This is a genomic window from Agrobacterium tumefaciens, from assembly GCF_013318015.2.
Classification (GTDB): Bacteria; Pseudomonadota; Alphaproteobacteria; order Rhizobiales; family Rhizobiaceae; genus Agrobacterium; species Agrobacterium tumefaciens.
The window spans coordinates 1,449,503-1,472,510 of sequence record NZ_CP115841.1 but is presented as its reverse complement, the minus strand read 5'-3'; the positions used below and the strand labels follow the sequence as shown (position 1 = coordinate 1,472,510).

General features: G+C 59.1%; 18 protein-coding genes. 7 read left to right on the top strand and 11 right to left on the bottom strand.

All coding sequences use genetic code 11. The features are described from left to right. Nucleotides 1-17 precede the first annotated feature (17 nt). The 9 genes from purB to G6L97_RS07305 form a co-directional block, all read right to left on the bottom strand. Entirely contained in the window at nucleotides 18-1,325 is a 1,308-nt protein-coding gene (gene purB, locus G6L97_RS07345; protein WP_025593893.1) for an adenylosuccinate lyase, read from the bottom strand. Nucleotides 1,326-1,432: 107 nt separating this feature from the next. Then, a complete protein-coding gene (locus G6L97_RS07340; RefSeq protein WP_111782428.1) occupies nucleotides 1,433-1,969 on the bottom strand; it encodes a hypothetical protein in 537 nt (178 codons plus the stop codon). 61 nt (nucleotides 1,970-2,030) lie between these two features. After that, nucleotides 2,031-2,708 carry a ribulose-phosphate 3-epimerase gene (gene rpe, locus G6L97_RS07335; RefSeq protein WP_003515995.1) on the bottom strand — a complete coding sequence of 226 codons (678 nt, stop codon included), beginning with the start codon at nucleotides 2,706-2,708 and terminating at the stop codon, nucleotides 2,031-2,033. A gap of 132 nt (nucleotides 2,709-2,840) precedes the next feature. Continuing rightward, nucleotides 2,841-3,920, bottom strand: coding sequence for a branched-chain amino acid ABC transporter substrate-binding protein (locus tag G6L97_RS07330; RefSeq protein ID WP_111782483.1), 1,080 nt, complete (start codon nucleotides 3,918-3,920; stop codon nucleotides 2,841-2,843). Nucleotides 3,921-4,805: 885 nt separating this feature from the next. After that, nucleotides 4,806-5,225: an NUDIX domain-containing protein gene (locus G6L97_RS07325; protein ID WP_111782429.1), complete on the bottom strand. Its 420-nt coding sequence runs from the start codon at nucleotides 5,223-5,225 to the stop codon at nucleotides 4,806-4,808. Nucleotides 5,226-5,257: 32 nt separating this feature from the next. After that, nucleotides 5,258-6,772, bottom strand: a complete 1,515-nt coding sequence (locus G6L97_RS07320; protein WP_019567097.1) for a DEAD/DEAH box helicase — start codon at nucleotides 6,770-6,772, stop codon at nucleotides 5,258-5,260. A gap of 219 nt (nucleotides 6,773-6,991) precedes the next feature. Continuing rightward, the gene (locus G6L97_RS07315) at nucleotides 6,992-8,308 is read right to left on the bottom strand and encodes a M23 family metallopeptidase (protein WP_111782430.1); all 1,317 of its coding nucleotides are present in this window, start codon (nucleotides 8,306-8,308) and stop codon (nucleotides 6,992-6,994) included. A gap of 89 nt (nucleotides 8,309-8,397) precedes the next feature. After that, nucleotides 8,398-9,228: a ferritin-like domain-containing protein gene (locus G6L97_RS07310; protein WP_111782431.1), complete on the bottom strand. Its 831-nt coding sequence runs from the start codon at nucleotides 9,226-9,228 to the stop codon at nucleotides 8,398-8,400. A gap of 14 nt (nucleotides 9,229-9,242) precedes the next feature. Beyond that, a complete protein-coding gene (locus G6L97_RS07305; protein ID WP_025593886.1) occupies nucleotides 9,243-9,710 on the bottom strand; it encodes a peroxiredoxin in 468 nt (155 codons plus the stop codon). A 118-nt stretch (nucleotides 9,711-9,828) separates the two neighbouring features. Here G6L97_RS07305 and G6L97_RS07300 point away from each other — a divergent pair, with 118 nt between their 5' ends. After that, nucleotides 9,829-13,212 (top strand): YhdP family protein, encoded by a 3,384-nt coding sequence (locus G6L97_RS07300; RefSeq protein ID WP_111782432.1) that lies wholly within the window; start codon nucleotides 9,829-9,831, stop codon nucleotides 13,210-13,212. 45 nt (nucleotides 13,213-13,257) lie between these two features. Here G6L97_RS07300 and tyrS read toward each other — a convergent pair whose 3' ends face one another. Beyond that, nucleotides 13,258-14,511: a tyrosine--tRNA ligase gene (gene tyrS / locus G6L97_RS07295; RefSeq protein WP_003515978.1), complete on the bottom strand. Its 1,254-nt coding sequence runs from the start codon at nucleotides 14,509-14,511 to the stop codon at nucleotides 13,258-13,260. 150 nt (nucleotides 14,512-14,661) lie between these two features. On the opposite strand from tyrS, the gene G6L97_RS07290 reads away from it, so the two are divergent. After that, nucleotides 14,662-15,783, top strand: coding sequence for an anhydro-N-acetylmuramic acid kinase (locus tag G6L97_RS07290; protein ID WP_019567102.1), 1,122 nt, complete (start codon nucleotides 14,662-14,664; stop codon nucleotides 15,781-15,783). A 115-nt stretch (nucleotides 15,784-15,898) separates the two neighbouring features. On the opposite strand, the gene G6L97_RS07285 is transcribed toward G6L97_RS07290, so the two are convergent. Continuing rightward, nucleotides 15,899-16,576 (bottom strand): alpha/beta hydrolase, encoded by a 678-nt coding sequence (locus G6L97_RS07285; RefSeq protein WP_003507952.1) that lies wholly within the window; start codon nucleotides 16,574-16,576, stop codon nucleotides 15,899-15,901. Nucleotides 16,577-16,787: 211 nt separating this feature from the next. Here G6L97_RS07285 and G6L97_RS07280 point away from each other — a divergent pair, with 211 nt between their 5' ends. The 5 genes from G6L97_RS07280 (at nucleotide 16,788) to G6L97_RS07260 (ending at nucleotide 22,994) form a co-directional block, all read left to right on the top strand. Further along, on the top strand, nucleotides 16,788-17,957 hold the full coding sequence (locus tag G6L97_RS07280) for a cysteine desulfurase family protein (protein ID WP_111782484.1): 1,170 nt from the start codon (nucleotides 16,788-16,790) through the stop codon (nucleotides 17,955-17,957). Nucleotides 17,958-18,157: 200 nt separating this feature from the next. Continuing rightward, the gene (gene sufB / locus G6L97_RS07275) at nucleotides 18,158-19,627 is read left to right on the top strand and encodes a Fe-S cluster assembly protein SufB (protein WP_003507956.1); all 1,470 of its coding nucleotides are present in this window, start codon (nucleotides 18,158-18,160) and stop codon (nucleotides 19,625-19,627) included. A gap of 72 nt (nucleotides 19,628-19,699) precedes the next feature. Next, nucleotides 19,700-20,455 carry a Fe-S cluster assembly ATPase SufC gene (sufC, locus tag G6L97_RS07270; protein ID WP_003507958.1) on the top strand — a complete coding sequence of 252 codons (756 nt, stop codon included), beginning with the start codon at nucleotides 19,700-19,702 and terminating at the stop codon, nucleotides 20,453-20,455. 24 nt (nucleotides 20,456-20,479) lie between these two features. Then, nucleotides 20,480-21,751 (top strand): Fe-S cluster assembly protein SufD, encoded by a 1,272-nt coding sequence (gene sufD / locus G6L97_RS07265; RefSeq protein WP_065661536.1) that lies wholly within the window; start codon nucleotides 20,480-20,482, stop codon nucleotides 21,749-21,751. After that, nucleotides 21,744-22,994: a cysteine desulfurase gene (locus G6L97_RS07260; RefSeq protein ID WP_003515973.1), complete on the top strand. Its 1,251-nt coding sequence runs from the start codon at nucleotides 21,744-21,746 to the stop codon at nucleotides 22,992-22,994. Before sufD ends, G6L97_RS07260 begins: the two co-directional genes overlap by 8 nt. Nucleotides 22,995-23,008 lie beyond the last annotated feature (14 nt).

Below are 23,008 nucleotides of genomic sequence, written 5' to 3'. Positions count from 1 at the left end.
ACTTCGGGAGCCTCGCCTCAGGCGTTGCCGAAGACGCGGGCGAAGATCGTGTCGACATGCTTGGTGTGGTAACCGAGGTCGAATTTTTCGCGGATGACGCTTTCGGGAAGGGCGGCGCGCACTTCCTCGTCGCCCAGCAGTTCCTCAAGGAAATCCGCACCCTGTTCCCAGACCCTCATGGCGTTGCGCTGCACCAGACGGTAGGCGTCCTCGCGGGAAACGCCGGCCTGCGTCAGCGCCAGAAGAACGCGCTGCGAGTGCACGAGGCCGCGGAACTTGTTCATGTTCTTCAGCATGTTGTCGGGATAGATCACCAGCTTTTCGATGACGCCGGCAAGGCGGTTCAGCGCAAAATCGAGGGTGACTGTGGTGTCGGGGCCGATGGCGCGCTCCACGGAGGAGTGGCTGATGTCACGCTCATGCCAGAGCGCCACGTTTTCAAGCGCGGGAACGACCGACATGCGCACCAGGCGGGCAAGGCCCGTGAGGTTTTCGGTGAGAACCGGGTTACGCTTGTGCGGCATGGCCGACGAACCCTTCTGGCCGGGAGAGAAGAACTCTTCCGCTTCCAGAACCTCGGTGCGCTGCATGTGGCGGATTTCGATGGCGACGTTTTCGATCGACGAGGCGATGACGCCGAGGATGGCGAAGAACATGGCGTGGCGGTCACGCGGGATGACCTGCGTGGAGACCGGCTCGGGCACGAGGCCGAGCTTTGCGCAGACATGTTCCTCGACGCGCGGATCGATATTGGCGAAGGTGCCGACAGCACCGGAGATCGCGCCCGTGGCGATTTCCGCGCGCGCATTGACGAGACGCTCGCGGTTGCGATGCATCTCGGCGTAGAAGCGGGCGAAGGTCAGGCCCATCGTGGTCGGCTCGGCGTGGATGCCGTGGCTGCGGCCGATGCGTACCGTGTTCTTGTGTTCGAAAGCGCGGGTCTTGAGCGCCGCCAGCACGCGGTCCATATCGGCCAGCAGCAGATCGGCGGCGCGGACGAGCTGGATGTTGAGGGTTGTGTCAAGCACGTCGGACGAGGTCATGCCCTGGTGGATGAAGCGGCTGTCGGGACCGACGAATTCCGCAAGGTGGGTGAGGAAGGCGATGACGTCGTGTTTGGTGACTGCCTCGATCTCGTCGATGCGGGCGACGTCGAAAGTCGCGCTGCCGCCTTTTTCCCAGATGGTCTGTGCGGCCGATTTCGGAATGACGCCGAGCTCGGCCAGCGCGTCACAGGCATGCGCCTCGATCTCGAACCAGATGCGGAATTTTGTTTCCGGCGACCAGATGGCGACCATTTCCGGCCGGGAGTAACGAGGGATCATGGCAATGACTTTCTTTGTGGAGGAATTTTGCTGCCCGTTTAGCAAAGTGTTCCGCGAATCTCAATCTATCAAGCCTGCGCATCGGCTCGATGCGTACATTCAAAATGCTAGAGCGTCCGGTGTACGTCCGAACGGACGCGTGGCGCTCTGTGCGCACGGCGGCAAAGGATTGCGCCTGCCAGCGCAAGCGGAATGGCGGCAAACGGAAAATAGAGGCCGAGGCCGAGAATGCAGAACTGGTAGATCGCGCCAAGCGAGGTGAAAAATTGCTGGAAAAACCAGATGCGGGAAAATGCCGGCGCGTGCCATTGCGCATAAAAGATGCGGTACTGGAGCGCGAAAAATGCCGCCGCAACCGCGATCGTGAAAAAAGCGATGGCAAGGCAGCTTGCCGCAAAGCGCAGCGGCAGGCTGGTGGATGCGGGCAGGAAGCGCAAGGCAACCATGGCCAGCGGCCAGCCCAGGAGACCGCCGAAGAAGAACAGCACGGCGATATCGGCGGCATGGTCGGTTTCCAGCCGGTTGCGGAGATAGAGGCCGAGGGTAGCGGTGGCTGCCGAGATGGTGGCCCAGACAAGTGGAGCGAGGAGCGAAAACAGCGCTGCCGGGATGACGTCGTGGAAATTCCGCCTGTCGCTGTTCATCAAAGCCCCCACCCAAACGCCCTGCCGTCCCGTCTCCGGTGTATCCGGCTGCTGCGGCGGGTCAGGACCGGGCGGCTTCCGACACCGAGCGCAACAACGAAACCGTCTTGCGATAGTCTGCGACGCCATCACCCTTGAAGACGGCCGAGCCGGCCACCAGTGCGTTGGCACCGGCTGCGACGATGGCGCCGGCCGTCTCCGCCGTCACGCCGCCGTCCACTTCAAGTTCGATCGGCCGGTCGCCGATCATGGCCTTTGCCGCACGGATCTTGTCGAGCATGGCCGGAATGAATTTCTGTCCGCCGAAACCGGGATTGACGCTCATGATCAGCACGAGATCGACATCGTCAAGCACGTTTTCGATGACCGAAAGCGGCGTGGCGGGGTTGAGCGTTACGCCGGCCTTCCTGCCGAGCGTGCGGATGGTCTGGAGTGAGCGATGGAGATGCGGGCCTGCCTCCGCATGGACGGTAATGCCGTCGCAGCCGGCCTTGGCGAAGGCTTCGAGGTAGGGATCGACGGGGGCAATCATCAGGTGGCAGTCGAAAAAGGCATTGCTGTGCGGGCGGAGTGCCTTGATGACGTCAGGACCGAAGGAGATGTTTGGCACGAAATGGCCGTCCATGACATCGAGGTGGATCCAGTCTGCGCCCGCTTCCGTCACATCGGCGACTTCCTGTCCCAGCTTGGCGAAATTGGACGCCAGAATGGACGGTGCGATCCGGATGGGCAGGGACATGGGGCAAACTCCTCTCGACGCGTTGCGTAAGCTGCCTTTAGCATCAAGTATCAGGGTTTGAAACGGCTTGTCGCGCGGTTGCCGCCGGTTTTCAGCCGCGGCTTACTGAATTTCCAGCGATACCGGCTTCACCTATTGTCTTTCGGCCTTGTCCGCCTGTTCGAAACGCTGGCTGTTCCAGCGCTGCAGGCGATAGGGATTGTCTGCAAGTTCATGCGAAGGGTTGAAAGCGATATCGCCGAGCACGGTTTTGAAGATGGTACCGTTCGCCAGTATCTCCGGTGCGGGTTTCCCTTGGGATTGGGCTGCTTCGGCAAGCGCCGCAGTCAGTTCCGCAGCCGCATAGGAGGGCAGGACGTAACCTTCCGGCTCGATATTGGCGGCACGCAATTCGCCGGCGACGGCCTGTGCCGAAGGTAATGTGTCATAGGCCGGGCGCGTGACCGCTAGCACATTTGCTGCAAGTGGCACGGGGTTGTTTGCCGCATTCATGGCGTCGCCGCTCATGATGGTGAGCGGAATGTTTTCGGAGCCGGCGTCTCTGGCGACAATCGCGACGTCGTTGCGTTCCGCGCCGATGAACACATGGGTGATGCCGGTGCGCCCCAGCCGGCGCACAAGCGCCACCTGTTGCTCCTGTGCCGGGCGCAGCGTATCGGTGAGTGTCGGTTTCAGCCCGTTCTCCTCCAGCGCCGAACGGATGCGATCTACCAGATCGCGACTGAAGATCGTGCCATCATCCACGAGCCCAATGGAATGTCCCTTCCAGTCGCGCAGGATGATTTCTGCAGCCCGGTCCGATTCGGCCTTGTCCGATGGCGCTAGGCGGAAAAGCGGCCAGCTATATTTCAGAGCGTCTTCCATCAGGATCGGGGCACGGCTGGAAAGCGTGATTGCTGGAATGGCGGCTGACTTCAGAGGCGGCAGAACGCCCTGAAGTGTTTCCGTGCACAAAAAACCGATTGCCGCGCTGACCTTCGCGGCCACGAGACCATCGGCAATCGCGCCGCCGCTGCCGTCTTCGCAGCTTTCATGGATTTCGACGACATCTAGCCCGAGCTTGGCGGCTGCGGCCTTCGCGCCCTGCCTGACCTGTTGCCCCAGCAGTTCGTATGGGCCGTTCTGTGGGGCAACGATGCCGATCGACGCCGCGCATGCTGAGCCCGCAAAGGCAAAACCGGCGATGATCGTTAGCAGGCGAAGTGAAAGCATGACGTGCGCGAAATCCTGTTGTCCCGGTTTGATGTTTATCGGCAACAACTGGTTTTCCAAAGGAAAAATCGCTGATACCCATCATAATCGCACATCATCGTTCACTGCACGGCCGTTTTGATCGCAACTCATCCAATTTGAAACAACAGCCTGCAATGACGCGTTATGGTTGTATATATTCAATGTGATCGCGCGCGATTGTTTTTTGCCGAGATTCATCTTTTTTAAGGTCGGCAATTCACTCTGTAATTTCATAAGAGCGGAAGTACTGCTCGTCATGGTTTAGAGCATTTTTACTTTATAAAACTGTAACATGCAGTGCGTATAAGCACAGTTTTATAAGGGCGGGTTTGCGATTTTGCCTTTTATAGTGCACCACAATAAAATGCACATTTTATTTCCACTTATCTAATTTATTGATTTAAAAAGAGAATATACATATTTCTCTGCGCGTTATTTGTGCTTTGCCATGTTTTTTTCGCATTTGCGAGAAGATCTGCTTGACGAAAAGTAAATGGTTAGATTAGATATAGGTGTTTCAGGGGACGACTGAAATTGGCTGTAAAAAGCCTCGGAAGTGTTCCGAACTTAAGCACTGCCAAACTATATTACATTCTATATTCTATTATTTTTATTACGTATAAACCGCTTCGGGCAACCGAGGCGGTTTTTTATGTGATGCTAATTTAAGCAATTTTAAATTGCATTCGAAAAGCTTCGCGAAAAGATATTCTTCCAGCATTGGGTTTTCCGAAAGCAAATCGCGCAGGAGCGTCGCGTCTGTCGCAGGCGAGGCCTGTTTTTAGTGTAGCTCAAGGCGCCGTTGAAAGCCGCGAAAAGCCCACGCCGGTCAGCGCTGATGCTGCTTCCGTCCGCTATGCGGCTTTATTTCGTCAGAGCAGCCAGCGCGTCTTTTGCAAAGGCAGAGATGGGTTCGGGAAGGTTATCGGGGTCGAACCAGCCGATATCGGAAAGCTTGTCCGGTTCTGTCAGTACCGGCTCACCCTGCGTGTCGTGGGTGACGAAGATCAGCGAGACCCAATGGTGCCGGTCTGCGACATTGATATATTCGCTATGACAGAGAAATTCGACCTTGCCGATTGTCAGCCCGGTCTCTTCTTCAGCTTCTCGCCGTGCTGCGGCGAGGGATGATTCAAGGTGATCGACTTTGCCGCCCGGAATATTCCAGTATCCGGCTTCCGGCGCTTTCAAGCGCCGGCATAAAAGCAGGCGGCCATCACGCAATATGGCAAGCCCAACGCCGACGCCTGGAAAATCTTGTCCTGGCTTGATCGTCGGTGTCATGCGTATTGTTTCCTGCGTCAGGCCGTCGGGGCTCAGCCCTTGGCGTTGGCCACGATCAGCATGAAAGCGGGAATGTCATCGCCGAAACCAACAGGCGTCGGACCATCGTCATGGTCACGGTAATGGCGGCGACGGTCGCGGTTGTCGTCATTGGCGTGCAGCGGGTTCAGGTTGCGGCTGTTGCGCTCGGAATTGCGCGGGGTCTTTTCCGGTCTGCGTTCTGCCTTCACCTTGTCTTCTCCGTGAGCCGCGATGTCCGTATCCACAGTGGTGGATTGTGCACCCTGATTGATGTTTTCGACCGGCGATGCAGGTGCATCGCGACGGTTTCTGTCGCGGCCTCTGCCGCCACGTTCCTTGGTGCCCCGGCGGCCGGTATTGCTTTCAAAGCTTTCCATGGGCGCGGGGAGGGAGGACAGGTCACCGTTCAGCCATTCGACCTTCTCGGTGATCAGCTTTTCGATCGCGTCGAGATATTTCGCATCGCTCTTGGTGACGAGGGTGAAGGCCTTGCCCGAACGGCCAGCACGACCGGTACGGCCAATGCGGTGGACATAGTCTTCGGCATGAATGGGAACGTCGAAGTTGAAGACGTGGCTGACATCGGGAATATCAAGACCGCGGGCTGCAACGTCGGAAGCGACCAGCAGCGTCAGCTGACCGTCCCGGAAGTTCTGCAGCATGGTCGTGCGCGAACGCTGGTCCATGTCGCCATGCAGCGCGCCAACGGAAAAGCCGTGACGATCCAGCGAACGGAAGAGGTCGGCAACGTCCTTTTTGCGATTGCAGAAAATGATCGCGTTCTTGAGTTCGGCTTCTTCGGCACGGACGAGATCGCGCAGGACAGCGCGTTTCTCATAGTCCTTGTTGTGCGAAGCGACGATGCGCTGGGTAACGGTCTTAGCCGTGGAGGAGGGCTTGGCAACCTCGATACGGGTCGGGTTCTGCAGGAACCTGTCGGCAAGCTTCTGAATTTCCGGCGGCATGGTGGCCGAGAAGAACAGGGTTTGCCGGGTAAAGGGAATCATCTTGGCGATGCGTTCGATATCGGGAATGAAGCCCATATCCAGCATGCGATCGGCTTCATCGATTACGAGGATTTCAACGCCGGTCATCAGGAGCTTGCCACGCTCGCAATGGTCGAGAAGGCGGCCGGGCGTGCAGATGAGAACATCGGCGCCACGCTCAAGCTTGCGGTCCTGATCTTCAAAAGAAACGCCACCAATCAGAAGGGCGACGTTCAGCTTGTGATTCTTGCCGTATTTCTCGAAGTTTTCGGCTACCTGTGCCGCCAGTTCGCGGGTCGGCTCGAGGATCAGCGTGCGCGGCATTCTTGCGCGTGCGCGGCCTTTTTCCAGCAGTGTGAGCATCGGCAGAACGAAGGATGCGGTTTTCCCCGTGCCGGTCTGTGCGATACCGCAGATATCACGCTTTTCAAGAGCGGGCGGAATTGCGCCAGCCTGAATGGGTGTCGGCGTCGTGTAGCCGGCATCTGCAATAGCGGAAAGAACTTTTTGGCTCAGGCCAAGATCAGAGAATGTTGTCAAAGGAAGAACTTTTTCCGTTCTGGTTCGGTAAGAATACCTGCGTGCCGCTGCGACACTTGCAAAGACTTGGCGCGGGGATATGCCCAAATTGCCAGAAAGTCAAGGAAACAACCGGAAATGCGCGCGAAACGGCGAGACGTTGGCGAGGCTTTTGAGCCTTGGACGAGGTTTCGGGCGATTTATCGCAAAAAGGGCGAAAAAAGCGTTAAAATCGGACTGCTATTTGAGATAGGTTTTAAGCTCGGCCCCGGCGACCAGAAACCGCATCGGATCAACAGGCGTGTCGTTGCGGCGGACCTCGTAATGTACGTGCGGACCGGTGGAGCGGCCGGTGCTGCCAGCACGGCCAACGATGTCGCCGGCCTCCACCTTGTCGCCGGCTTTGACCAGAATGGTGGAGAGATGGCCGAATCGCGTCGATACGCCTTGGCCGTGATCGATCTCGACCATATTGCCGTAGCCGCCGGAATTTTCCGCAACCGTCACCTTTCCAGCGCCCGTCGCCTTGACGTCGGCGCCTGTTTCGGCGCGAAAATCGATGCCCGTATGTAAGGCAGGCCGTCCGAGGAAAGGGTCGAGCCGGTTTCCGAATCGGCTGGTGATCGCCCTGCCGGGGGCCGGATTGCCAAAGGGCAGGGCGGTTGCGGTTTCCTTGACGATATCCAGCCGGTTGAGCGCATTGTCTAGATTGGTCAGAGACATATTGAAGGGATCGGTTTCATTCCCCTGCGGATCCGCATAGGGGCCGCCGACACCGTCCGTGCCACTTTCGTCGATTTTCAGACCCGCCTGCCGGATGATATCCTGCATCGCGCTTGCCTTGTCCTCGGCGTCGCTGGTCAGTCTGGCGATCCGTGATATCTGCTGGCGTTCGATATCCTTCAACGACAGCGTGACCTTGGAAAACACGCGGTCGGCGCGGTCGGAAGGCGTTTCGCCATTTTCGGGCACATAGGATGCCCGCTTGTCGGTTCCGGCTGCCTTTTCCGGCTGCGATGGGCGGGGCGCCATCAGATTTTCTATGGCTGAGAGGCCACCTGTCAGATCGGCGCGTTTTTCGGGTGCCATCGCGTTCGAGAGCGAGGAGGGCGCGGTTGGAATGGGGGCCGTGGCCGTGGAGGCGGCGATGCCGGAATTTTCCGCGCGCTCCAGCAATTCGCTCATGCGCCCGTGTCTGGACGTGAGTGCCGCCTGCTGTTGCAGCAGTTTTTCCACTTTCTTTTCAACCACCTGCTGGTCGAGCAATTGTCTTGAGGTAACGCGGTCCACCTGCGCCCTCAGCGCGGCGATACGGTCTTCGTAATCGTGCTGCATGCGGGTCTGGCGCGCCATGGTCGCGCCGATCAGGTCGTCACGCAGGATGAGATAGCCGGTGGCGCCCAGATAACCGAGCGAGAAAAGGCCGATCGTGCAGCCGGCAAGCGCCGTCATCCAAGGCCGGATCGTCATGTGCCGGACCTTGTCACCACTTGCCAGCACCAGAACGTGCTGCTGCCGCTTTTTGCCGAATACCCGGTTTTCCGCTGTATCAGTCAAAATCTCTCTCCGGACTGGCCGATTTCTCACAGGAAATCATACTTCGTTAAGGTTAACGAAGTTTTGCACCATGCGCCGGGCTGCGGGCGTCAGCTGCTGTTGCTCACAGCGGTGAGGGAGCGGTAAAAGGATGGCGTCAACCCGGCTTCGGCGCGGGCGAGGTCGTTGAAGGGCGGTTTCAGCGGTCCCCGGAAATTGGCACGTACCAGTTGCCTGAAGGTTGCTGCCGGGTCCTTCTTTTCGCGGGCGCACAGGAAGCGAAACCATTTGGCGCCGATGGCGACATGGCCCTTTTCGTCATTGTAGATGACATCGAGAACGGCGGCGCTTTCAAGGTCTCCGGTTTCGCGCATCTTCGCCTGCAGGGAGGGCGTCACGTCCAGTCCGCGCGCCTCGAGGATGAGCGGCACGACTGCGAGCCGCGCGGTGAGGTCGTTGCGGGTTGAATTCGCCGCCTGCCAGAGCCCGTCATGGGCGGGCAGATCGCCGTAATCCGCGCCGAGGTTTCGCAGCCTTTCCCGCACCAGCCGGAAATGTTTCGCCTCCTCGAAGGCAACCTGCATCCAGCCGTTGAAAAAGGAATGCGGCACCGGCTCGCTGGCATAACGGGCGACGATGTCGAGCGCGAGGTCAACGGCGTTCAGCTCGATGTGGGCGATGGCGTGCAGCAGCGCTATGCGACCCTTGACGCTGTGGAGGGAGCGGCGCTCCACGGCGGTCGGCGGAACGAGTTCCGGTTTATCCGGCCTGCCCGGACGTTCGGGCAGGGGTGGATCTAGGGGGGAGCGCAGCGACAGGCGGCGCTCGAACCATCGTGTCGCCGTTTCCTGCGCCAGTGCGGTTTTTCTGTCGAGATCGGCGCAGGCAATCGCCTCGGTGGCGCCGCCGCGCAGCGAGATGATCCTGAAGGTGGGCGTCACGACAGGGGCGTTTCTCAGAGCTTCCGTGCGGCGTCGAGAACGGCCTGTGCGTGGCCCGGAACCTTCACCTTGTTCCAGATTTCCGCGACCGTACCGTCAGGTGCTACGAGGACGGTGGTGCGTTCGACACCCATGTATTTTTTGCCATACATGCTTTTTTCCTTCCAGACGCCGTAGGCCTCAAGAGCCTTCCGTTCCTCGTCGGCGGCCAGCATCACCGAAAGCTTGTGTTTTGCAGCAAACTTGTCGTGGCTTTTGACGCTATCAGGGGAAATGCCGATGACGACAGTATTGGCGGCCTCGAATTCCGCGCCAAGGGCACTGAAATCTATCGCTTCGGCGGTGCAGCCGGATGTGTCGTCCTTCGGGTAGAAATAGAGAACGACCGCCTTGCCTCGCAGGCCGGACAATGTCACCGTTCCTTCACCGTTGCGGGGCAAAGTAAAATCCGGGGCAGGGCTGCCAATCGTCAGTTCTGTCATAATCATCTTTCTTTCGCCGGGATGTTGAGTGAAAGTCGCCACATTCGATATATAGCGAAACCGGGCGTCGTCCAGTGTTGAGGCGAAACAAAAGCTATTCAGGGGCAAACACGGGCGTATGGCTGAAGTAAGGGGTGAAAAGGTCAAGTTCAGCAAGCGCGATATCGTTGCGCTGCATGATCTTCCTTCGGCGCAGGCCGAAGATCCTCTCATCGTGCATTGCCCGGCGCCGCGCTCCATGGCGCGTGCTCTCATCAAGATTTTCGCTGCTCTTTTCGTACTGGCCTTCTTGTCCATCGGCGGCATCATTGTCTCCGTCGAAACCGGATCGATCGACAATGCCCTTTCCAGCCAGGCGCAGCAGGCGCTCGAACGGGCGCTCGGACCCCACTACAGCGCGCGAATCGGTTCGTCCGCCATCAGGTTCTCGACCGGGCTGCGGCTTGCGCTGGTGGCCGAGGATGTGGATATCGTCGAGAAGGAATCCGGCCAGCATTTGAGCCGGGCAAGGGCTATCGGCATGGCGCTCGATCCGCTAGCGCTTTTGACCGGACGCGTCTCCGTGCAAAGCCTCGAGGCCGACGGGATGGAACTCGATACGGCCCTTTTGCCCAAGGGTAACGGTTTCGATCTCGCCAGCATCCGGCTGGACGCGGTGCCGCAGCAGTTGCAGGCGGCGTTTTCCCAGCTAGACAAATTGGCGCAGGCGTTTTTAAGCAGCGGAACCGAGGAAATCGATATTTCCAGCGTCTCGATCCACTTGCCACCGAGCGAAGCCGGCAAGCCACGCGTCGTTGAAGTGCGCGAGCTTTCGTTGACCCCTGACCAGCAGGGCGGATATTCGCTTGAGGGTGAAACGCTGTTTAACGGCGAAATCGCCAGCCTGTCGCTAAAGACATCGGGATCAGGCGGTGTGATCGACGGTTTCGACGCGCGCATCGACGGTTTCGACATCGGTCCTTTTCTGGAAAAATTCGATCCTGAAGGCAATCTTCATGAGGGGCTGAACGTCAAGACCGGTGTCAGCATCCTCGCCCGGCGTTCCATGCCCGGACATGAGCCGCGGCTGGAAATCTCACTCGGCATGGGCAATGGAATGCTTCTTATCGGCGGCGAGGCTCAACCCTTCACTGCCGGCACCGTCAACGCGCGCTACGATTTTCAGAAAAGCAGTCTTGTCATTGGGAATTCGCGGATCGACCTTGGGCGAACGGCTATTCCGGTCACTGGGGAAATCACGGATACCCAAGAGGGCTTCGGTCTTTCGCTGCGGATCGACAATGCGGTTGCTTCGGCTGAAGCCTCTGGCGAAGAACCCGTTCCTTTCAGCTTGAAGGCGGACGGGCAATTCAATGTCGCGACCAGGCAGCTCGAGGTTCCCTCGCTATACGTTACCGGCCCTCTTGGAGACATGGCAGGCTCGCTGAAAATCCGCTTCGGCCAGGGCTCGCCTGAAATCAGTTTCGCCGGACAGATTCCCAAGATGGAGGCCACGGCGGTTAAGCAGCTTTGGCCGTTCTGGATGGCGCACAAGCCGCGCGAGTGGGTGGTGTCCAATCTTTATGGCGGCACGGTCACAAACGGCTCGATTGCGATCTTCATTCCGCAGGGACGGATGTGCGGTCCCGGTTGCCCGCTGGTGCTGGGCGAGAGCGAAATGCAGATCCGCTTCGATATCGACGGTACGCGTCTCAATACCACCGGAGACATTCCGCCGCTGCGCGACGTTGATGCGCATTTCAATCTCGTCGGCAGCCGGATGAATGTCGATCTCAAGAACGCGACATCCTATTTCGCCTCCAATCGGTCGCTTGCGCTGGAGGACAGCCGGTTCTCCATGTCCGACGTCTATGCAAAGCCCCTGCTTGGAAATCTCGAGTTGAACGTTTCGGGCTCGGCCGATGCCGTGGCGGAGCTTGCGACGCTGAAGCCTATCAATGCGCTCAAGGATACGCAGTTCAAGCCGGATGACTTCACCGGCGACGTGACGGCGAATGCAAAGCTGACCGTCGGCATGCTTTCCAGCCAAAATCCACCGCCGCCGGTGTGGACGGCCGATCTAGATCTGAAGAACCTGTCGCTGACAAAGCCGTTTGCCGGCCGCAAGGTGACCGCGCTTGACGGTTTCATGTCCATCAACGACCGGCAGCTCAAGCTTGAAGGCAAGGGCCGGGTGGACGATGTGCCGATGTCTATCGAGATGACGGAGCCGGTGCGCAAGAATAGCGACGTTGCTCCAACGCTATCGCTGAAAGCAACCCTGAACGAGACGCAGGTCGCCAAGCTTGCACCGGAACTTTCCACGGTTCTTGGCGGCACGACCGTTGTGGAAATCGATGGCGCGGATACGAAAAGTCAGGAGATACAGCTCGATCTGGCGAAGGCGTCTATCATTCTGCCGGGGCTTGGATGGAGCAAGGGCGTCGGTATTCCGGCAAAAGCGACCTTTACCCTGGAAACCAGCGATGGCCGCACGACGATCAGTGATTTCTCCCTAACCGGGGACGGCTTCGGCGCTGCCGGAGATGTCACCTTCACCAAGAACGGGCTGATTTCGGCCGATCTCAGCCGCGTGCAATTGTCACCTTCCGACAATTACGCCGTCGCCGTCACTGCCTCCAAAAACGGATACAGCATCAACGCTTCGGGAAAATCTGCCGATCTCCGGCCTTTCCTCTCAAAGCTTCGCAGTTCCTCAGGGGCAGGTGATGGCACATCGCGTTCGCAGCCGTCCCTTGCCATCAAGGCGCAACTCGACAAGGTCTACGGCTTTAATGACGAGATCCTTTCCAATGTCAGTGCCGATGTCAGTGTGCGTGACGGCAAGGTCCGTTCGGTTGATTTTCGCGGCGTCACAGGCAGGGGCCAGGCGGTTGTGGCTCAGACGACCAATCGCGGCGCGACGGGAACCGTGACGCTTACCAGCAGCGACGCCGGTTCTCTTGCCCGTTTCACCAATATCTACACCCGCATTCGCGGTGGTCTTCTCAATCTCGCACTCTCGACCGTCAACGGCAGCGACTGGAGCGGCTCGCTCGATCTGCGCAATTTCGCCGTCGTCAACGAAGCGAAGCTTCAGGATATCGTCGCCACGCCGACGGGCGATGACGGCCGGAGCCTCAACACGGCGGTCCGCCGCAATATCGATGTCAGCTCGGAGAAATTCCAGCGCGGTTTTGCCCGGCTCGTTTACGTCAACGGCTCGGTTGCGGTGGAAAACGGCGTGGTGCGCGGCGAACAGATCGGTGCGACCTTCCAGGGCCTGCTGAAAGACCAGAACGGCCGTATGGACATGACCGGCACCTTCATGCCCGCCTATGGCCTGAACCGGCTGTTCGGCGAGCTGCCCTTTATCGGCATCTTCCTCGGCAACGGCCGCGACCGGGGGCTGCTCGGCATCACCTTCAAGCTTTCCGGCCAGACGGACCAGCCGAAGCTGACTATAAACCCGCTGTCGCTGATAGCGCCCGGCGTCTTCAGGCAGATTTTCGAGTTTCAATAAAAAGGGCCGCTTCCGCGGCCCTTTATCTGATGATTTGCGCGGGTGTTACGCCGGGCGAACGAGAACGTGCTTCTTCTTGCCAACCGAAAGCTTGATGATGCCATCGCCGGTGATCTCGGCGGAACCGATCATCTGGCGATCGTCGGATACGCCCTTGTCGTTGATCTTTACCGCGCCGCCCTGAACGTGACGGCGGGCTTCGCCATTCGAGCCGGCAAGGCCAGCGCGGACGATGAGCGACAGGACGCCAACGCCGGCATCGAGTTCGGATGCCGGAACCTCGATGGAGGGCAGGTTTTCAGCAAGCGCGCCTTCCTCGAAAGTCTTGCGCGCCGTTTCGGCTGCTTCTTCGGCAGCGGCACGGCCATGCAGGATAGCCGTGACTTCGGTCGCGAGGATTTTCTTCGCCTCGTTGATCTCAGATCCGCCAAGGGCGGCGATGCGTGCGATCTCATCCATCGGCAGCGTGGTGAAGAGCTTCGCGAACCGAACCACGTCCGCGTCTTCCGTGTTGCGCCAGTATTGCCAGAAATCATAGACCGGCAGCAGGTCCTTGTTGAGCCAGACGGCACCAGACGCGGACTTGCCCATCTTCGCACCCGAAGAGGTGGTCAAAAGCGGGGAGGTCAGCGCATAGAGCTGCGGTGTCCCCATGCGGTGACCGAGGTCGATGCCGTTGATGATGTTGCCCCACTGGTCAGAGCCGCCCATCTGCAGGCGGCAGCCGGTACGCTGGTTCAGCTCCACGAAATCGTAGGCCTGGAGGATCATGTAATTGAATTCGAGGAAGGACAGCGACTGCTCGCGGTCGAGGCGCGTCTTCACGCTGTCGAAGGACAGCATGCGGTTGACCGAGAAGTGGCGGCCGACGTCGCGCAGGAATTCGAGGTAGTTGAGCCCACGCAGCCAGTCGGCATTGTTGATCATCAGCGCCGGATTTTCCGCGCGATCGTAATCGAGGTAGTTGGCGAAGACGTGCTTGAGCGAGGTGATGTTGTCCTCGATCATGTCGATCGTCATCAGCTTGCGGGCCTCCTCCTTGAAGGAGGGATCGCCGACCATGCCGGTGCCGCCGCCCATCAGCGAAATCGGCTGGTGACCGGTCTTCTGCATCCAGTGCAGCATCATGATCTGGGTGAGGTGGCCGACATGCAGGCTGGAGGCCGTCGGGTCATAGCCGATATAGGCGGTCACGGTTTCCTTGGCGAACAGTTCGTCGAGACCCGACTCGTCGGAGATCTGGTGAATGAAGCCGCGCTCATCGAGCGTGCGGAGGAAATCGGACTTGAACCTGGACATAACCTTTTTCTTTCTGGTTGGACCTTTGCCGTCATTGTCTGTCAATGAACGCGGGGGGCTTTACCATTGTTTTTTGAAAAGTGCACCCGTTTCGGCCATGAATAACGGCGATTCATCTCCGCATGATTCGATATTGAAAGGGAGCAGCGCGTGGGCGAGGTCAAAACGGCAATCGGGCTGATGAGCGGGACGTCGATGGACGGCATCGATATCGCCCTGTTGCGCACGGATGGCGAAAACGTGGTCCGGCATGGGCCGAGCGGTTATTTCCCCTATGATCCGGGCCTGCGCGCCACGTGGCAGAAGGCGCTGGTTACGGCCAAAGCCATTCGCGAACGGCGCGAGCGTCCGGGTGACCTCGCGGATGCGGAACGCAAGCTGACGCTTGCCCATGCGGCGGCAGTCAAATCCTTCCTCCACCGCCACCGGCTTGAAGCCAGCGATATAGACGTGATCGGTTTTCATGGCCAGACGGTGCTGCATCGGCCGGATGAGGCGTTGACCGTGCAGATCGGCGACGGCGCACTTCTGGCCGAGGAAACCGGTATCGATGTGGTTTACGACATGCGCGCCAACGACATGGTGCATGGCGGGCAGGGCGCACCGCTCATTCCTGCGTACCACATGGCGCTCTCCGCCAATCTGCCTGATGGCTTCGAAACGCCCGCCGTCTTCGTCAATATCGGCGGCATATCCAATCTCACCTATATCGGCGAGGGAGGGCGGCTTGCGGCTTTCGACAGCGGTCCCGGCAATATGCTGATCGACCAGTGGATCGAGGCGCATACGGGCAAAGCCTTCGACAAGGGCGGCAGGACGGCGGCGGGCGGCAGCGTCGTTGCCTCGCTGGTCACGCGCTACATGGAAAGCCCGTTCTTCTCGGCCAATATCCGCCGCTCGCTTGACCGCAGCGATTTCGTGCCGCCGCAAAAGGGCGAGGTTTCGCTGGCGGACGGCGCACGCACGCTGTCGCATCTGACGGGTGCCGCAATCCTCAAATCGGCGAGCTATCTGCCGGAAGCGGCTAAGACCTATGTGATCTGCGGCGGCGGGCGGCTCAATCCTGTTATCATGGAAGAGTTTGCGAGCCTTGCTGCCAAGCAGGGTGCGCGGGTAATCGCGGCGGAAGAGGCGGGGTTCGACGGCGGGGCAATGGAGGCGGAGGCCTGGGCCTATCTGGCGGTGCGATCGCTGAAGGGGCTGCCGCTAACCTATCCGGGGACGACCGGTGTGAATGAGCCGGTTACGGGTGGGGTTTTGGTCAGGGCGTAAATAGACGATGGCGGGCTTGGCTCCTCCCCTCTGCCCTGCCGGTCAGAGGGGGTGAGCCAAGCCCGCCGTCGATCATTGTAGGTAGATCAACACTGACCTAAGCTGCGCTCCTAAATCACCGAATGCGCTTCGCCGCCGGTTCCGGAACCAGTTCGCCATTCAGGCGGCGGTCGAGGTAGTCCTCGCATTCGCTCATCAGCTCATCAACCTTGCCGTTGAAGAAGTGGTTGGCGCCGGGAAGGGTGCGGTGGGTGATGAGGATGCCCTTCTGGGTCTTCAGCTTTTCGACCAGACCGTTGACGTCCTTTTCAGGCGCGACCTTGTCGGCGTCGCCATTGATGATGAGGCCGGAAGACGGGCAGGGGGCGAGGAAAGAGAAGTCGTAGGTGTTGGGCTGCGGCGCAATCGACATGAAACCTTCGATTTCCGGGCGACGCATCAGAAGCTGCATGCCGATCCAGGCGCCGAAGGAATAACCGGCGACCCAGCAGCTTTTCGAATCGGGATGCAGGCTCTGCACCCAGTCGAGAGCGGACGCGGCATCGGAAAGCTCGCCGGCGCCATGGTCAAACTCGCCCTGGCTGCGGCCGATGGAGCGGAAGTTGAACCGGAGCGTCGTGAAACCGCGCTTCTGGAAAAGATAGAAGAGCTGATAAACGATCTGGTTGTTCATCGTGCCGCCGAACTGCGGGTGCGGATGAAGGATGATCGCTATCGGCGCGCTCTTTTCCTTGGAGGGTTGATAACGGCCTTCGAGGCGACCCGCAGGGCCGTTAAAAATGACTTCGGGCATTGGTACTCCGGTCGTGTTTTTTCATTCTCCAACCGCATTCTTCCGACGAGAAGACTTGACGAACTGTGTCATCTTTTCTAGAACGCAGTTTAGAATAATTCGAAACTTTGCGTGTGCTTAAGCACTCGGACCGTGTCATAAGGCAAGCGCAACTGTAATTTCAAGAAAAATGCGTTTTGGCGCATGGAAGATTGAGCGAAGCTTTTCCGCGATGACGGTTTTGACGCGCACATATATGGACTGGAACGCCACGGCGCCGCTTTTGCCTGCCGTGCGGGATGCTCTTGTCCGCGCTCTCGATATCACGGGTAATCCGTCCTCCGTACACCGGGAAGGGCGCGCAGCCCGTGCGGCCGTCGAGGCCGCGCGTCGTGACGTTGCTGTGGTCTGCGGCGCCCAGGCGTCACATGTGACCTTTACGAGCGGTGCGACCGAAGCGGCCAATCTGGTGCTTTCGCCTGAATTCAAGATGGGGCGCGCTCCCGTGCGCTATGGTCGTCTTTACGTTTCGGCGATCGAACACCCGGCTTTTCGTGAAGGAGGCCGGTTCGGCAAGGCTGACGTTACGGAAATTCCCGTTACGTCAACGGGTGTCATCGATCTTGCGGCCCTTGAGGCGCTGCTGTCAGCGCACGACAAGTCCACTGGTCTGCCGATGGTCGCCTGCATGCTGGTCAATAATGAGACCGGCATTCTTCAGCCGGTGGCTGAAGCGGCGCGGCTTGCACATGCAGCTGGGGGATTGATGGTCGTCGATGCCGTGCAGGCTGCCGGCCGCGTTCCGCTCGATATCAATGCATTGGAGGCCGATTTCCTTGTGATCTCGTCCCACAAGCTTGGTGGCCCGAAGGGTGCTGGGGCGCTGGTGTCCCGCGGCGAGGTGATGATGCCGAAGCCGCTGATCCATGGTGGTGGCCAGGAAAAGGGACATCGTTCCGGTACTGAAAATACCCTGTCGGTCATCGGTTTCGGTGCCGCCGCCGCTATTGCTGCGCAAAACCTCGAGACCGAAGCGACGCGTCTTGCAGCGCTGCGCGCAAGGCTGGAAGACGGCATGCGGGCAGTCGCGCCTGACGTGATCATCTACGGTGAGGACGTCGGCCGTGTCGGCAATACCACGTTTTTCACCTTGCCCGGTTTGAAGGCGGAAACGGGCCAGATTGCATTCGATATCGAAGGCATTGCGCTCTCGGCCGGTTCGGCCTGCTCGTCCGGCAAGGTGGGTGAAAGCCATGTGCTGACGGCGATGGGACGCGATCCCAAGCTTGGCGCACTCAGGATTTCCCTTGGTCATGCGACTGATGAGGCGGATATCGAGCACGCGCTCGCAGCCTTTACGAAAATTGCCGGGCGGCGCAGGCTGACCGGTCAGGCCGCTTAAAATGCGGCAAAGAATTGCGGAATAGCAATTTTCCGCTTGCCGGGATGTGTGAAAAGCGCCATCCCGCACTTACATGGGTATAAGCTCCGCCCCGTTTATACGGGCCCGGATTATTTGCCCGAAGATGGATGAAGGCGGCTATCCGCCTTGATACGTTGACAAGCCACCGGACCTTGGCTCCGGCGAGATTGGAGAACGACATGGCAGCGGTTCAGGAAACGATCGATCAGGTTCGCCAGATCGATGTGGACCAGTATAAATACGGCTTCGAAACCGAAATTGAAGTCGACAAGGCCCCGAAGGGCCTTTCGGAAGAGGTGATCCGCTTCATCTCGGCCAAGAAGCAGGAGCCGGAATGGATGCTGGAATGGCGTCTTGAGGCTTACAAGCGCTGGCTGACGATGGAAGAGCCGACATGGGCGCGCGTCAGCTACCCCAAGATCGACTTCAACGATCTCTATTATTATGCCGCACCGAAAAGCACGCCCGGCCCGAAGTCGCTGGACGAAGTCGATCCGGAGCTGCTGAAGGTTTACGAGAAGCTGGGCATTCCGCTGAAGGAACAGGAAATCCTGGCCGGCGTGGAAAACCGTCGTGTGGCCGTGGATGCCGTGTTCGACAGCGTCTCCGTTGTCACCACCTTCAAGGCGGAACTGGCAAAGGCCGGCGTGATCTTCATGTCGATCTCCGAAGCCGTGCGCGAATATCCTGATCTGGTGAAGAAATATCTCGGTTCGGTCGTGCCGCAGACGGACAATTTCTACGCAACGCTGAACTCGGCCGTCTTTACCGATGGTTCCTTCGTGTTCGTGCCGAAAGGCGTTCGGTGCCCGATGGAGCTTTCCACCTATTTTCGCATCAACGAAAAGAACACCGGACAGTTCGAGCGCACGCTGATCATCGCTGAAGAGGGCGCCTACGTCTCCTATCTGGAAGGCTGCACCGCGCCGCAGCGCGACGAGAACCAGCTTCACGCCGCCGTGGTGGAACTGGTGGCACTCGACGATGCCGAAATCAAATATTCCACCGTCCAGAACTGGTATCCGGGCGACAAGGACGGCAAGGGCGGCATCTACAACTTCGTGACCAAGCGCGGCGATTGCCGTGGCAACCGTTCGAAGATTTCGTGGACGCAGGTTGAAACCGGCTCGGCCATCACCTGGAAATACCCGTCCTGCATTTTGCGCGGCGACGACAGCCGTGGCGAATTCTATTCGATCGCGGTTTCCAACGGCCATCAGCAGATCGACAGTGGCACCAAGATGATCCATCTCGGCAAGAACACGTCGAGCCGCATCATCGCCAAGGGCATTGCCGCCGGTTTCTCGGAAAACGTCTATCGCGGGCAGGTCTCGGCTCACCGCAAGGCGACCAACACGCGCAACTTCACGCAGTGCGACTCGCTTCTGATCGGCGACAAGTGCGGCGCGCATACCGTGCCCTATATCGAGGCGAAGAACTCGTCTGCTCATTTCGAGCATGAGGCGACCACGTCGAAGATTTCCGAAGACCAGCTGTTCTATTGCCTGCAGCGCGGCATCCCCGAGGAGTCGGCGATCGCACTGATCGTCAATGGCTTTGTGAAGGATGTTATCCAGCAGCTGCCGATGGAGTTTGCGGTTGAAGCGCAGAAGCTGATCGGCATTTCGCTGGAAGGTTCGGTCGGCTGATCGTCATACGAATACGCACTTTGAGTGCGCGGTTTCGCGCACCTTCGCTCACACTATTCTTAGGATAAAACCATGCTTGAAATCATCGACCTGCACGCAAAGATCGCCGATACCGAAACCGAGATCATCAAGGGCCTCAACCTTAAGGTTGCTGCCGGTGAAGTTGCGGCCATCATGGGCCCGAACGGTTCCGGCAAATCGACGCTGTCCTACATCCTGTCGGGCCGCGAAGACTATGAAGTCACCTCCGGTGACATCCTCTATAACGGCGAAAGCATTCTGGAACTGGATGCCGCCGAGCGCGCTGCCAAGGGTATTTTCCTGGCCTTCCAGTATCCCGTCGAAATTCCGGGTGTTGCCACCATGCAGTTCCTCAAGGTTGCTATGAACGAGCAACGCAAGGCGCGCGGCGAGGCCGAGCTTACGACGCCGGACTTCATCCGTCGCGTCAAGGAAGCTGCCGGCGATCTGAAGATCGACATGGACATGCTGAAGCGTCCGCTGAACGTCGGTTTCTCCGGCGGTGAGAAGAAGCGCGCCGAAATCCTGCAGATGGCACTGCTGGAGCCGAAGCTCTGCGTTCTCGACGAAACCGATAGCGGCCTCGACATCGACGCGCTGAAGATTGTGGCTGATGGCGTCAATGCGCTGAAGTCGCCGGATCGCGCCACTGTCGTCATCACCCACTACCAGCGCCTGCTCGATTACATCGTGCCTGATAGCGTTCACGTTCTCTACAAGGGCAAGATCATCCGTTCGGGCGACAAGGCCCTGGCGCTGGAGCTGGAAAACAATGGTTACGCCGACATCATCGGTGAAGCGGCCTAAGCCAGAGGCCAGGAGGTGATGTCCATGAACATTCAAACGACCAATCGGCTGACGCCAGCGGAAACCGCGCTGATCGACGCCTATACCGCCAAGTTCAGCGAATTGCCGGGCAATGGTGCGGTTGTCGCCGCCCGTGACGTGCTGTTCGACGATCTGAAGACCGGCGGTCTTCCGACCCGCCGCATCGAGGCGTGGCACTATACCGATCTCAAGAGCCTGTTGCGTGCCATTCCCGAGGACCAGCCCGCACCTGTTATCGAAAAGCAGGCGTCTGTTGTCGCCGGCTCGTCCGTCGCCTACGTGCTGCATGGCACGGCCAATGTCGGCAAGATCGAAGATATCAGCGTTTCCAGCTTTGCCGAGAGCCTGCTTGACGGCTCGGCCGCCACAGGCCTTGCGGAAGCCAGCAAGGACGACGTGATCGGTCGTATCAACGGCAGCTTCGTGCGCGACGGCCTGACGCTCGACATTCCCGCCGATGCCGAGATCGAAAAGCCGATCGAATTGCAGGCGATCCATGGCGCAGGTCAGGTTCACAGCCGCTTCCCGGTGCGCTTCGGCAAGGGTTCGAAGGCGACCGTCATCGAGCGTCACCTTTCGGTGACTTCGGATGCCGCCCTGGTTTCCTCCGTCACCGACATCGTTGTCGAAGACGGTGCGGAAGTGACCTGGATCATCCTGCAGCAACAGGGCGCGGCCGATATTCATCTTGGCCAGCTGCGCATGAAAATCGGTGCGGACGCCAAGATTCGTCTGTTCGTCATCAATGCCGGCGGCAAGCTGGTGCGGCAGGAACTGCGCATCGACGTGGACGGCGAGGGTACTGACCTCATCGTTCGCGGCGTCAACCTGTTGGGCGGCGAAACCCATACCGACGTGACGATGGTTCTTGGCCACAACGTGCCGAACACGACCTCGACGGAAGTGTTCCGCAACGTGGTCTTCGACCGTGCAAAGGGCATTTTCCAGGGCATGATCCGGGTTGCCCCCGATGCCCAGAAGACCGATGCGAAGATGGCGTGCAATACGCTGCTGATGTCTGACGATGGCGAGTTCTCGGCAAAGCCGGAGCTTGAAATCTTCGCCGACGACGTTCAGTGCGGTCACGGTGCGACGGTTGCCGATATTGACGACAACCATCTCTATTATCTGATGGCGCGCGGCGTGCCGCGGGCAAAGGCGCGGGCGATGCTCGTCAACGCCTTCGTCGCTGAGATCGCCGAGGAACTGGAAGAAGAAAATCTGGTAGAGGCGTTGGAGACTATCATCTCCGGCTGGCTGGAACATCATGCCTGAGAGCGAACGCGCCGCATTGGCGGCCCCTTATGACGTTGAAGCCGTGCGGAAGGATTTCCCGATCCTGTCGCGCGAGGTCTATGGCAAGCCGCTGGTCTATCTCGACAACGGCGCGTCCGCTCAAAAACCGCAGGTGGTGATCGACGCCGTTTCGCATGCCTATTCCAATGAATATGCGAATGTGCACCGTGGCCTGCATTTCCTCTCCAATGCCGCAACCGACGCCTATGAGGCGGCGCGCGAAAAGGTGCGCCGTTTCCTGAATGCCGGTTCGGTGGACGAGATCGTCTTCACCAAATCCTCCACCGAGGCGATCAATACGGTTGCTTACGGTTACGGCATGCCAAAGATCGGCGAGGGCGACGAGATCGTCATCTCGATCATGGAACATCACTCCAACATCGTGCCGTGGCATTTCATTCGCGAGCGGCAGGGCGCCAAGCTCGTCTGGGTGCCTGTCGATGACGACGGCGCGTTCCATATCGAGGCTTTCGAAAAAAGCCTGACGGAGCGCACCAAGCTCGTTGCCATCACCCATATGTCGAATGCGCTGGGCACCATCGTGCCGGTCAAGGAAATCTGCCGCATCGCCCATGAGCGCGGCATTCCGGTGCTTGTCGATGGCTCTCAGGGCGCGGTTCACATGCCGGTCGACGTGCGCGATATCGATTGCGACTGGTACGTCATGACCGGCCACAAGCTTTACGGTCCCTCGGGCATCGGCGTGCTCTACGGCAAGGCTGACCGCCTGAGCGAGATGCGGCCGTTCCAGGGCGGCGGCGAGATGATCCTCGACGTGTCCGAAGACAATGTGACCTATAACGAGCCGCCGCATCGTTTCGAAGCGGGAACGCCGCCCATCGTGCAGGCTATCGGTCTTGGCTATGCGCTTGATTATATGGACAATCTCGGCCGTGCCGCGATTGCAGCCCACGAGGCTGATCTTGCGGCCTATGCTGCCGAGCGGCTGCGCGAGGTCAACTCACTGCGAATCATCGGCAATGCGCCTGATAAGGGCGGTATCTTCTCCTTCGAACTCGAGGGCATCCATGCCCATGACGTGTCGATGGTGATAGACCGGCGCGGCGTTGCCGTGCGTGCCGGCACCCATTGTGCCATGCCGCTCTTGAAACGGTTCGGCGTCACCTCCACATGCCGGGCATCGTTCGGCCTTTACAATACCCGCGCCGAAGTAGATCGTCTTGTCGAGGCGCTTGATTATGCGCGCAAATTTTTCGCCTGATATCAGGATTGAGG